The 11,290-nt window shown below is 68.1% G+C and carries 10 protein-coding genes; 7 read left to right on the top strand and 3 right to left on the bottom strand.

Features of this window, described 5'->3' with window-relative positions; translation table 11 throughout:
- Nucleotides 1–96 precede the first annotated feature (96 nt).
- From ABH915_RS14365 to ABH915_RS14355, 3 genes are all read left to right on the top strand, one after another.
- The gene (locus tag ABH915_RS14365; protein ID WP_370122478.1) at nucleotides 97–486 is read left to right on the top strand and encodes a DUF488 domain-containing protein; all 390 of its coding nucleotides are present in this window, start codon (nucleotides 97–99) and stop codon (nucleotides 484–486) included.
- A 27-nt stretch (nucleotides 487–513) separates the two neighbouring features.
- The gene (locus tag ABH915_RS14360) at nucleotides 514–1,320 is read left to right on the top strand and encodes an SDR family oxidoreductase (RefSeq protein WP_370122475.1); all 807 of its coding nucleotides are present in this window, start codon (nucleotides 514–516) and stop codon (nucleotides 1,318–1,320) included.
- 133 nt (nucleotides 1,321–1,453) lie between these two features.
- Complete coding sequence (locus ABH915_RS14355; RefSeq protein ID WP_370122473.1) at nucleotides 1,454–2,539, top strand: glycerophosphodiester phosphodiesterase; 1,086 nt, start codon at nucleotides 1,454–1,456, stop codon at nucleotides 2,537–2,539.
- Here the strand turns inward: ABH915_RS14355 and ABH915_RS14350 are convergent.
- Nucleotides 2,536–3,558 (bottom strand): endonuclease/exonuclease/phosphatase family protein, encoded by a 1,023-nt coding sequence (locus ABH915_RS14350; RefSeq protein WP_370122470.1) that lies wholly within the window; start codon nucleotides 3,556–3,558, stop codon nucleotides 2,536–2,538. The two genes, ABH915_RS14355 and ABH915_RS14350, sit on opposite strands and share 4 nt — an antisense overlap.
- 488 nt (nucleotides 3,559–4,046) lie before the next feature.
- Here ABH915_RS14350 and ileS point away from each other — a divergent pair, with 488 nt between their 5' ends.
- From ileS to ndk, 4 genes are all read left to right on the top strand, one after another.
- A complete protein-coding gene (gene ileS, locus ABH915_RS14345; protein WP_370122467.1) occupies nucleotides 4,047–7,403 on the top strand; it encodes an isoleucine--tRNA ligase in 3,357 nt (1,118 codons plus the stop codon).
- A gap of 3 nt (nucleotides 7,404–7,406) precedes the next feature.
- A complete protein-coding gene (locus ABH915_RS14340; RefSeq protein ID WP_370122464.1) occupies nucleotides 7,407–8,765 on the top strand; it encodes a folylpolyglutamate synthase/dihydrofolate synthase family protein in 1,359 nt (452 codons plus the stop codon).
- A gap of 3 nt (nucleotides 8,766–8,768) precedes the next feature.
- Nucleotides 8,769–9,224, top strand: a complete 456-nt coding sequence (locus tag ABH915_RS14335; RefSeq protein WP_026537124.1) for a DUF4233 domain-containing protein — start codon at nucleotides 8,769–8,771, stop codon at nucleotides 9,222–9,224.
- Between the two features lie 73 nt (nucleotides 9,225–9,297).
- Nucleotides 9,298–9,711, top strand: coding sequence for a nucleoside-diphosphate kinase (gene ndk, locus ABH915_RS14330; protein ID WP_018773361.1), 414 nt, complete (start codon nucleotides 9,298–9,300; stop codon nucleotides 9,709–9,711).
- Between the two features lie 149 nt (nucleotides 9,712–9,860).
- On the opposite strand, the gene ABH915_RS14325 is transcribed toward ndk, so the two are convergent.
- Together ABH915_RS14325 and ABH915_RS14320 are read right to left on the bottom strand one after the other, a co-directional pair.
- Nucleotides 9,861–10,481: a hypothetical protein gene (locus ABH915_RS14325; RefSeq protein ID WP_370122460.1), complete on the bottom strand. Its 621-nt coding sequence runs from the start codon at nucleotides 10,479–10,481 to the stop codon at nucleotides 9,861–9,863.
- Between the two features lie 41 nt (nucleotides 10,482–10,522).
- Entirely contained in the window at nucleotides 10,523–11,245 is a 723-nt protein-coding gene (locus ABH915_RS14320; protein WP_370122457.1) for a dienelactone hydrolase family protein, read from the bottom strand.
- Between the last annotated feature and the right edge of the window lie 45 nt (nucleotides 11,246–11,290).

Raw genomic sequence — 11,290 nt, 5'->3', positions numbered from 1 at the left:
TTCCACTAACTGCCATCCCCTTATGTACCGGAACGCACCGGCGGCGGGTTCTTCGGGTGCGGGAGCCGCCGAAGTAACGTGAAGTAGCATGCGCAGATGGGCAATTCTGAGGAAAATTCTGCCGGAACCTTCGCGATCAAGCGCGTCTATGCGGACCCTTCCGACGACGACGGCTGCCGGGTCCTGGTGGACCGGCTCTGGCCGCGGGGAGTCAGCAAGGAACGGGCCCAACTGGAGCTCTGGCTCAAGGATGTGGCGCCGTCACCGCCGCTGCGCAAGGAATTCGCGCACATGCAGGAGCGGTTCGCGCAGTTCCGGGCGGCCTATGAAGCGGAGCTGGAAACCAACCCCGCGGTGCAGACGCTGTACGGACTCGCGGCGGAGCACGGGAAAGTGACGCTGCTCTTCGGCGCCCGGGACCCGGAGACCAACCATGCCCGGGTGCTTCAGGAGTTCCTGGAGCGAGGCCGCAACAGCAGGAAATGAGCCCGGCATTGCCGTTAGGGTGGTGCCATGACTGAGGGAATCGACAACAACACACAAGAATTCACGACACAGGAATTCAATGCAGCAGTGGCCAAAGCGGCAGTGGTCACCGGCGCCAGCACCGGAATCGGCGAGGCCACGGTGCGTGCGCTCCGCAAGGAAGGCTGGACCGTGTTCGCCGTCGCCCGCCGTGCCGACCGGCTCGAAGCGCTCGCCGCCGAAACCGGCGCCGTCGCCCTTCCCGCCGATGTGACCGACGACGCCGATGTGGCCCGGCTGCTCGATGAAGTGACCCGCGCCGGCGGCATCGACACGCTGATCAACATCGCGGGCGGTGCCCGTGGCGCCGACAAGGTTGCCGGGGCCAAGACCGAGGACTGGGAATGGATGTTCCAGGTCAACGTGCTGGGCAGCATGAAGCTGATTCGCGCGTTCCTGCCCATGCTGCGTGCCTGCGGCGAGGGCACCGTGCTGAACCTGACCTCCACCGCCGGGCTCGCGGCCTATGAGGGCGGCGGCGGCTACAACGCGGCCAAGTTCGCCCAGCACGCCTTGACCGGCGCCCTGCGGCTCGAAGAGGCCGAGCACAACCTCCGCGTGATCGAGGTGGCCCCCGGGCTGGTGCAGACCGAGGAGTTCGCCCTGAACCGCCTCGGCGACCAGGACGCGGCAGCCAAGGTGTACCAGGGAGTCGAGAAGCCGCTGACCGCCGAGGACGTGGCCGATGTGGTCCGCTACGCCGTCGTAGCGCCGCACCACATCAACCTGGACCAGATCGTGATCCGACCGGTAGCGCAGGCGGCCAACTACAAGCTGATCCGCAAGAACCAGTAGGGCGGCGGGCCGGGGGCAGGGGCCGGGCGCGGGGGACGGGACGTCCGGCGGCGACACCGGACGTTCACCGCCGCGTGGGGCGGAGGTCAGGCATTGCTGGTCCGTAGTTGGCCGGGGTTGGGCAAGGTGGCGCATGCAACTGCACACCACCAGAGTGGAGATCTTTCCCATGCGAACCCCGACGAAGCTCGGCGCTGCCGTACTCAGCGCAGCCCTGCTCCTCACCGCCGCCGCCCAGGCAAACGCTGCCGACACAAACCCCAACGGCCAGGACAACCACTTTGACCTCGAGGCCCATCGAGGCGGCATCGGCTTGAGCGTCGAGTCAACCCTGGCGTCGTTCGCGAAGGGGATCGAAACCGGCGTCTCCACCCTTGAGCTTGACCTCCAGATCACCAGGGACGGCCGCGAGGTCATCACCCACGACCGCAAGATCAGCGGCCAGAAGTGCCTGGACACGGCTCCTGTCACGCCGAACGACCCCCAGTTCCCCTACGTGGGCAAATACATCAAGGACCTGACGTTCGCGCAGGTCCGGAGCCTGGACTGCGGGAGCCTCACGCTGCCCCAGTTCCCGGGCCAGGTGGCCTCGCCGGGCGCCAAAATGCCCACGCTGGCCGAGGTCTTCGCGTTGGCGGACTCCCGCCGCGCCAGCCGGGTGAAGTTCAATATCGAAACCAAGGTGGAGGCAGGTGCGCCGCAGGAAACCGCGCCGCGCGAGCAGTTCGTCGACGTCGCCCTCCGCGAAATCAAGGCCGCCCACATGCAGAGCCGTGTCTCAATCCAGAGCTTCGACTGGGGTTCGCTGCGCCTGGTGCAGCAGCAGGATCCCCAGATCCGCACCGTGGCCCTGACCAACAAGGACTTCCTCCAGGCAGGCCAGCCGGGCAAGTCGCCGTGGCTGGGCGGCATCGACGCCGATGACTTCGGCGGTGACCTCGTCGCCGCAGCCTCCTCCCTGGGCTTCGATGCCATCTCACCGGTGCACGGCACGCCGCAGAACGGCGCCGTGACGGATCCGGGCTATGTTCCCTACGTCACCGCCGACATGGTCCGCCGTGCCCACGCGGCCGGCATGCAGGTCATTCCGTGGACCGTTGATGACAAGCCCACCATGCGGGCGCTCATCGGTGCCGGCGTGGACGGGCTGATCACGGATTACCCGGACCGGCTCCGGGACGTGATGGCCGAGTCCGGCATGAAACTGCCGCGCAGCTAGTCCGCCGCCGGGACGGACAACTTGGCCAGGACCGCCGCGTGGTCCGTCCCGGCCATCGGCAGCACGGCATAGCCGCTGCTGCGCACCCGCGGGCCGGTCACGATGTGGTCGATCACCACGCCCGGCAGCGGGGGCCCGTCCATGGGCCAGGTCGGCACCAGCCGCGCCAGGGCGGCGGCGCCGGCGTCGACGCGGGTGCCATCGGGCCCGGTACCGTCCGGTCCCTGAAGGATCTGGCGGAACTCCGCGTGGTCGAGGGTGGCGTTGAAGTCGCCCAGCAGCAGCATGTTGCCGGGACGGGCGGCAAGGCGGCCCAGGGCAGCCAATTCGCTCCGCCACTGCCCGGCCCGGCCCCACACCGGTGCCTTGGTGTGCACGTTGGTGACGGTGAGGGGTGCCGGCCGGCCGCCGGCGTCGAGCTCCAACTGCACCGTGGGCATGTGGAAGGCTGAACCGTCCACGGAGTCCACCGGAATCATCGGGCGGGTGGAGTACATGGCGCCGCCGCCCGCACCGTCCCTCGAACGGCTGATCCGGTGCGGAAGCAGCGCGCCCAGCCCCTCTGCGTCCAGCCGTTTTTCCAGGGCCGGCGAGAGTTCCTGGACGGCAAGGAACGCGACGCCGTTTTCACGCACCAGCCGGACCACTTCCGCGGCGTCCGCCTGGCCTTTCCAGGCGTTGAGGCTCATGACCGTCAGTTCCGCCGCCGGCCGCTGTCCCGTGTCCCGTGCCGTGTCCTGTTCCTGCCCCTGTAAGGGGTCCGCCTCCCGGGCCAGGAATCGGTCCGCCACCCGGTCCGGCGGGAACAGCCACAGCAGCTGGAGGGCCAGGAGGGCGCCGGCGGGGAGGACCGCCCAGGGACGCCGGCCCGGCAGCGCGAGCAGGAGGGCCGCGCCCGCGGGGAGCACGAACCAGGGCGTGAAGGCCACGAGCTGGACCACAGGGGCCGGCCACGGCGCCGGGACCGCCCGGAATATGGAGACCACCGCAACGGGCGCGGCGCAGAGGGCAGAGGACACGTGCCACCGCCGGCTGGCGCTGCGGCGCTTCACGGGTAGGCCCGGGGCGGCCGGGGGACGGTCATGGCAAGAGTCTATGCAGTCGGACCGCCGGCGTCGCCCCCCCTCACAGCGGAGTTTGCCGCGCTGTAAAACGGAGGGTCACTGCCTGTCACTGCCTGTCACTGCGTTGGGCCAGTGATTTGCAGTAACATCGACGTAGCAGCTTTGACCCGGCCATCACCGGTGAGCTTCCGGAAGAAAACCCCCGCATGCAGTGGAGACTCAGTCGCCACAGTGCGTGCTTGGGCCAGTAGAACCGGACGGGTAAGCCCGTCACAGCAGTAATGAGCGGCCGACGCCGGTGCAGACCCTTTCCCGGAAGGGTGGGAACCGGTGGCGGTAAGTGAGGTGGTACCGCGGAGCCGGTGCTGTCGAAAGACAGTGCAGGGGCCGTCCTCGCATCCTGAATGAATACATGTGTTCGCCGCTCAACCCAGGATGTCGAGATGACTTACTACCCCAAGGCCTCCGCCGCACCCGCAGGCGCCGGTTCCACCGCTGCTTCCAACACTTCTGCCTCCACCACCTCAGGCGTGTCCGCCTCCGTGAAGTTCCCGGAGATCGAAGAGCGCATCCTCAAGTACTGGGACCAGGACGGTACCTTCCAGGCCAGCATCGACCAGCGCGATGCCGGCAAAGACGGCAGCAACGAATTCGTCTTCTACGACGGCCCGCCCTTCGCCAACGGCCTGCCGCACTACGGCCACCTCCTGACCGGCTACGCCAAGGACCTCGTGGGCCGCTACCAGACCCAGCGCGGCCGCCGGGTGGAGCGCCGCTTCGGCTGGGACACGCACGGACTTCCCGCCGAGCTGGAAGCCATGAAGCAGCTCGGCATGACGGACAAGACCCAGATCGAGGCCATGGGCATCGACAAGTTCAACGACGCCTGCCGCGCCTCCGTCATGAAGTACGCCGACGAGTGGAAGAGCTACGTCACCCGCCAGGCGCGCTGGGTGGACTTCGAGAACGACTACAAGACGCTCAACGTCGAATACATGGAGTCCGTGCTGTGGGCCTTCAAGCAGCTGCACGAAAAGGGCCTGACCTACAACGGCTACCGTGTCCTGCCGTACTGCTGGAAGGACGAGACGCCGCTGTCCAACCATGAGCTGCGCATGGACGACGACGTCTACAAGAACCGCCAGGACCAGACCGTCACGGTCACGTTCCCCATCACGGCGGGGGAGTCGGAGCTGTCCAGGCAGCTCGCCGGGGTGCAGGCGCTCGCCTGGACCACCACGCCGTGGACGCTGCCCACCAACCTGGCGCTCGCCGTCGGGCCCGCCATCACCTACGTGGTCCTGCCGGCCGGCCCGCACGGGATCAAGGCCGCGGCAGCCGAGGCCCCAGTCACGGGCAGCTTCCTGCTCGCCGCTGACCTTCTGGGCGCCTACGCCAAGGACCTCGGCTACGGTGACGGGGCCGAGGGCGCTGCCGCCGCGGAGGCCGCCATCACCTCCCGCCACACCGGCGCCGAGCTGGACGGCCTGAGCTACGAGCCGCTCTGGGACTATTTCCACGACGCCGAAAAGTACGGCACCGAGAACGCCTGGCGCTTCCTCGAGGCCGACTACGTCACCACCACCGACGGCACCGGCATCGTCCACCAGGCCCCCGCCTACGGCGAGGACGACCAGAAAATCTGTGAAGAAGCCGGCATCCCGGTGGTCCTCTCGGTCGACGAAGGCGCAAAGTTCCTGCCGCTCTTCGGCCACGGCGACCTCGCCGAAATCGCCGGACTGCAGGTGTTCGAGGCCAACAAGCCCATCACCCAGGTGCTCCGCGCCCAGGGCCGCCTGGTCCGCCAGGCCAGCTACGAGCACAGCTACCCGCACTGCTGGCGCTGCCGCAACCCGCTGATCTACCGCGCCGTGTCCTCCTGGTACGTCGAGGTCACCAAGTTCAAGGACCGCATGTCCGAGCTGAACCAGGACATCAACTGGATCCCGGGCAACGTCAAGGACGGCCAGTTCGGCAAGTGGCTCGCCAACGCCCGCGACTGGTCCATCAGCCGCAACCGCTACTGGGGCAGCCCCATCCCCGTCTGGCAGTCCACGGACCCGGACTACCCGCGCACCGACGTCTACGGCTCCCTGGCCGAGATCGAGGCCGACTTCGGCCGCCTGCCGCTGAACAACGACGGCCAGGTGGACCTGCACCGGCCGTTCATCGACGAGCTCACCCGCCCGAACCCGGATGACCCCCGCACCCCGGAAGAGGGCCAGTCCGTGATGCGCCGCGTCGAGGACGTCCTGGACGTCTGGTTCGACTCCGGCTCCATGCCCTACGGCCAGGTCCACTACCCGTTCCAGAACGAGGAATGGTTCGACACCCACAACCCGGCGGACTTCATCGTCGAGTACATCGGCCAGACCCGCGGCTGGTTCTACATGCTCCACATCCTCTCCACCGCGCTGTTCGACCGCCCGGCCTTCCGCAACGTCATCAGCCACGGCATCGTGCTGGGTTCGGACGGGCAGAAGATGTCCAAGAGCCTGCGCAACTACCCGGACGTCTCCGAAGTCCTGGACCGCGACGGCTCCGACGCCATGCGCTGGTTCCTGATGTCCAGCCCGATCCTGCGCGGCGGCAACCTCGTGGTCACCGAACAGGGCATCCGCGACGGCGTCCGCCAGGTCATCCTGCCGCTGTGGAACGTGTACAGCTTCTTCACGCTGTATACCAACGCAGCCGATGGCGGGCGCGGGTACGACGCGAAGCTCCGCTACGACGGCTACGCCGACACACTGGACCAGTACCTCATGGCCAACACCGGGGACCTGGTCCGGAACATGACCGCCCAGCTGGACAGCTACGACATCTCCGGCGCCTGCGACGAGCTGCGCAGCTACCTGGACATGCTCACCAACTGGTACGTCCGCCGCAGCCGCCAGCGCTTCTTCGACGAGAGCGTGGACGCCTTCGACGCGCTCTACACCGCGCTGGAAACCGTCACCCGCGTGGCCGCGTCCCTGCTGCCGCTGATCTCCGAGGAAATCTGGCGCGGCCTCACCGGCGGGCGCTCCGTGCACCTGGCCGACTGGCCGGATGCCGGACTGTTCCCGGCCAACCCGGGCCTGGTCGAGGCGATGGACCGCGTGCAGCAGATCTGCTCCACCGGCTCCTCGCTGCGCAAGGCCGCGAACCTGCGCGTGCGCCTGCCGCTGCAGGAACTCACGGTCGTGGCACCGGGCGCGGACGCGCTGGGCGGCTTCGCCGCCGTCGTCGCCGATGAACTGAACCTGCGCTCGGTCCGCCTGCTCGACGCCGAGAACGCCTCCCCGGAGGAGTTCGGCATCGAGCAGAAGCTCGTGGTCAACGCCCGGGCCGCCGGCCCGCGCCTGGGCAAGAACGTCCAGCAGGCCATCAAGGGCTCCAAGTCCGGCGACTGGTCCGTCAGCGACGCCGGGGTGGTCACCGCCGGCGGCCTTGAGCTCGAGCCGCAGGAATACACCCTGGAAACCGTCGTGGCCGAAGCCGCGGAGGGAGCAGGATCCCGCGCCGCGGCAGTCCTTCCCGGCGGCGGGTTCGTGGTCCTCAACACCGAGGTCACCCCGGAGCTGGAGGCTGAAGGTATGGCACGTGACATGGTCCGCGCCATCCAGCAGGCCCGCAAGGACGCCGGACTCAATGTCAGCGACCGGATCAGCACGTCCGTAACGGCGAAGCAGGACGTCGTCGAGGCCCTGCTGGCCAACGCGGAGCTGGTCAAGACCGAAACCCTGACCGTCGAGCTGGAAACCCTGGCGGCCGACGTCAAGGACCCGCAGGTCAGCGTCGCCAAGAAAGTTGGAGCCTAAGCCATGACCGACGAATTCTCCGTGGAAAGCGTCTACGCCGAGCTCCTGGGCCGGGCGCCGGAAAACAAAATGGAGCCGCGGCTCGCCCCGCTGCACCGGGCGATGGAAATTCTGGGGGAGCCGAACAAGGCGTTCCCGATCATCCACGTCACCGGCACCAACGGCAAGACCTCCACGGCCCGGATGATCGAGGCAGGGCTGCGCGCCCACGGCCTGAGCACCGGCCGCTACACGAGCCCGCACCTGTCCAAGGTCACCGAGCGGATCAGCATCGACGGCGCCCCGGTGCCGGATGAGACGTTCGTCCGGATCTGGGACGAGATCCGGCCCTACCTGCAGATCGTGGACGGCGAACTCGAGGCGGCGGGCCAGCCCCGGCTGACCTACTTCGAGTGCCTGACCATCCTGGGCTTCGCGGTCTTCGCGGACCAGCCGGTCAACGTCGCAGTCATGGAAGTGGGCCTGGGCGGCATCACCGACGCCACGAACGTCGGCGACGGCCAGGTGGCCGTGATCACCCCGATCTCCCTGGACCACACCGATTTGCTGGGCGACACCACCGGGGACATCGCCTATGAGAAAGCCGGCATCATCAAGCCCGGCGGCTTCCTCATCAGCGCGGCGCAGCCGGTCGACGCGGCCCAGGTCCTGCTGGAGAAGGCCAAGGAGGTCAACGTGCCGTTCCGCTTCGAGGGCGTGGAGTTCGGCGTTGAATCCCGCACCGTCGCGGTGGGCGGCCAGATGGTGACCATCCAGGGCATCGCGGGCCGCTACGAGGACCTGCTGGTACCGCTGCACGGCGCGCACCAGGCGGAGAACGCCGCCGTCGCCATTGCGGCGCTGGAGGCGTTCTTCGGCGGGGAAAAGGCGATCGACACCGAGATCCTGCAGGAGGCCTTCGCCTCCGTCACCTCCCCGGGCCGGCTCGAGGTGGTCCGCACCGCGCCGACCATCATCGTGGACGCCGCCCACAACCCGGAGGGCATCCGGGTCTCCGCCGAGGCCATCCACGAGGCCTTCAACTTCACCAAGCTGGTGGTGGTGGTGGGAGTCCTGCGGGAAAAGGACGCCGAGGAGATCCTGCGCCAGCTCAAGGAATCCCTGGGCGGGCTCGCCACCGAATACTGCTTCACCCAGTCCAACTCGCCCCGGGCCGTCCCGGCCGAGGACCTGGCCGAGATCGCGGTTGACCTGGGCTTCGGCGAGGAGAACATCCACGTCGCCGAGAAGCTCGACGACGCCCTTGAATGGGCCGTGGAACGTGCCGAAGCCGACGACGAGCTCGCCGGCGGGGTCCTCGTGACCGGCTCGATCACGCTCGTCGCGGACGCCCGGATCCTGCTCGGAAAGGCGGACGCGTAGGCGATGGCGAAACTCACCAAAGCCCAGCGCGAATGGCGCCCGGGTATGCCCAAGAAACGACGTTCAACGAAGGTCATGTTCGCCTCCACGGTCCTGTTGCTGGAAGCGTTCGTGGTGCTCTTCGGGACACTGGCCGTTTTTGGACTGCACCGGAACGAGTACCCTGCGGCCCTGGTCTTCTCGGTCGGGATCGGCCTGTGCCTGGTCTTCGTCTTCACCTGCGCGGTCCTCTCGAAGCCGTGGGGAGTGGCCCTGGGCTGGATCCTGCAGCTCGTGCTGATCCTGGGCGGCATCGTGGAACCGGCCATGTACCTCGTCGGCGCGCTCTTCGCCGTGGCGTGGTGGTACGGGATCCGCACCGGCATCCGGATTGACCGCGAAGCCGCCCAGCGGGAGCGCGAGCAGGCTGACTGGGATGCCGCCCACCCCCAGGGCCCCGCGCCCGGAAACAACGCCTGAACGTCCATCCCGGGCACCTGGCCCGAACCCCGTAGACTTGACCCGAATCCCACCCCAACACATTGGAGCAGCTGTGAGCATTGAGCGCACCCTCGTCCTGATCAAGCCCGACGGCGTCGCCCGCAACCTGTCCGGCGCCATCCTGAGCCGGATCGAAGCCAAGGGCTACACCCTGGCCGAGCTCAAGAAAGTCGATGCGAGCCGCGAACTGCTGGAGCAGCACTACGAGGAGCACGTCGGCAAGCCGTTCTACGAGCCGCTGGTTGAGTTCATGCTCAGCGGCCCCGTGGTCGCCGCGATCTTCGAGGGCCACCGCGTGATCGAGGGCTTCCGCACCCTCGCCGGCACCACGGACCCGACGACGGCGGCGCCCGGCACCATCCGCGGCGACTTCGGCCGCGACTGGGGCCTGAAGGTACAGCAGAACCTGGTCCACGGCTCGGATTCGGCGGAATCCGCCGAGCGCGAGATCAAGATCTGGTTCTAGCCAAGGTTTCGGGACACCCTCAGCACCGAGGGGACAGTTAAGGCCAATGAACGCACGCGTTCATTGGCCTTAACTGTCCCCTCGCGATCTGGCACCTCGCGGCGGAGGGGTTCGCTGCGTGCTCCGGGCCTTCCGGCCCCGGTGCCTTCTCAACGGCTGGCGAGGCGCACCAGATTCGAGAACTGACGGGTCTGCATGACCCAGTGCGCGGGCTCCAGCATGGCAATGCTCATGATGGGTTGCAGCCATTGTGGCCGTAGCGACCAGTACCCGCTGACTACCAGCCGGGTGCGCTCACCCGGGGCCTCCCGCAACTCGAATCCCCAGAGCGAGTCGGTGTAATAGCGGGGCCGGGTTCGTGCCGGGTCGAATGGACGCCCGCGGAGATCGACCGACATCCGCAGGCCCAGGAACCTCTCGGGTTCAAGCGCCGCGACCGCCCACCACTCGCTGCCGTCGGGCTTCGCCGCCAGACGGTCACCGATGGCGATGTCCTGCCACTCCGGATGGATGCTCTCTGCGCTGCGGCGCCCGAAATTATCGAGACGGTCCCAGCTGTACCAGCCGGCGCGATCCGTTCCCATCTGCACCAGCCAGGGCCACACGCGGGAAGGGGGCGCATCGACGGTCACCGCCATGGTCGCGCTTCGGGTGCTGCCCGGAATCAACCCGGCGCCAGGGTAAGGTCCCCGCGCTTCGTCAACGGTCGCACCCCAGCGAAGCAGGCGTGGCCGCACAACGGCCAGGTAGCCGGTGGTGAAAACGGCCACGGCACCGGCTGCCGGCAGGGACCCCCTCGGTGCAGGGTGCATCATCGCGCTTCCCCCTCAAGGGTCAGGTGTTCCCGGAAGAAGCCGAGGATGCGCACGCGCGCGTCCTCGGCGGAGGGCTCGTGATAACCGGCAGCGACCAGCTTCGCGAGCAACTTGTCCCCGAACGTGAGGTCCGACGGGCCATGTCTGTTGAGGAAGCCGTGACCGGCGTCGGGATAGACCTTGATGTCATGGTCTATTCCGGCCTCGGCGAGCAGCGGCTCCAGACGGTCCGGGACCTTGCGCACTCCGGGCCAGCGGTCCCTGCCGCCGTAGCTGCCAACGATGGGGCAGGCGCGGGGAATTGCGCGGGCGGTTTCGTCATCGAGTCCGCCGTAGTTGACGCTTGCCGCGGCGAAGTCATGGTCCGGGGCCAGCATGAGGGCGAACCCGCCGCCCATGCAGAAGCCGATCACGCCGATCCGGCCGGTGCAGCCGTCCTGTCCCGCCAGCCAGGCGCGGGTGACGTCCAGGTCGCCGAGGGGCCGCCAGCCGCGGATGAGGGACCACAGGCAAGTCGCCCTGCTGCCCCAGTAAAACAAGTCGGGCGCCACGGCGAGGAACCCCTCGCTGGCCAGCCAGTCGGCCTGGTCCCTGGTGTCACGGCTCAGCCCGAGTGCGTCATGGATGACGACGACCCCGGGCCACGGACCGGCACCGGCCGGCGTCGCCGCGTAGGCAGGCATGTCCCCTCGTTCGGTGCGAATGCTCACAACCGTCATGGGGCCTCCCGGGCACGCTCCACCCCGCCAGGCGGCAGGGCCGGA

This window comes from Arthrobacter sp. MW3 TE3886 (genome assembly GCF_041262145.1).
Classification (GTDB): Bacteria; Actinomycetota; Actinomycetes; order Actinomycetales; family Micrococcaceae; genus Arthrobacter.
The sequence above is the reverse complement of the archived record's forward strand: the minus strand, read 5'-3'. Positions and strand labels throughout refer to the sequence as shown.

Excerpts from the sequence above, each read along its gene's own strand:
- ABH915_RS14340 (WP_370122464.1), top strand. The coding sequence starts at position 7,407 with ATGACCGACGAATTCTCCGTGGAAAGCGTCTACGCCGAGCTCCTGGGC.
- ABH915_RS14365 (WP_370122478.1), top strand. The coding sequence starts at position 97 with ATGGGCAATTCTGAGGAAAATTCTGCCGGAACCTTCGCGATCAAGCGC.
- ileS (WP_370122467.1), top strand. The coding sequence starts at position 4,047 with ATGACTTACTACCCCAAGGCCTCCGCCGCACCCGCAGGCGCCGGTTCC.
- ABH915_RS14335 (WP_026537124.1), top strand. The coding sequence starts at position 8,769 with ATGGCGAAACTCACCAAAGCCCAGCGCGAATGGCGCCCGGGTATGCCC.
- ABH915_RS14360 (WP_370122475.1), top strand. The coding sequence starts at position 514 with ATGACTGAGGGAATCGACAACAACACACAAGAATTCACGACACAGGAA.
- ABH915_RS14355 (WP_370122473.1), top strand. The coding sequence starts at position 1,454 with ATGCAACTGCACACCACCAGAGTGGAGATCTTTCCCATGCGAACCCCG.
- ABH915_RS14320 (WP_370122457.1), bottom strand. The coding sequence starts at position 11,245 with ATGACGGTTGTGAGCATTCGCACCGAACGAGGGGACATGCCTGCCTAC.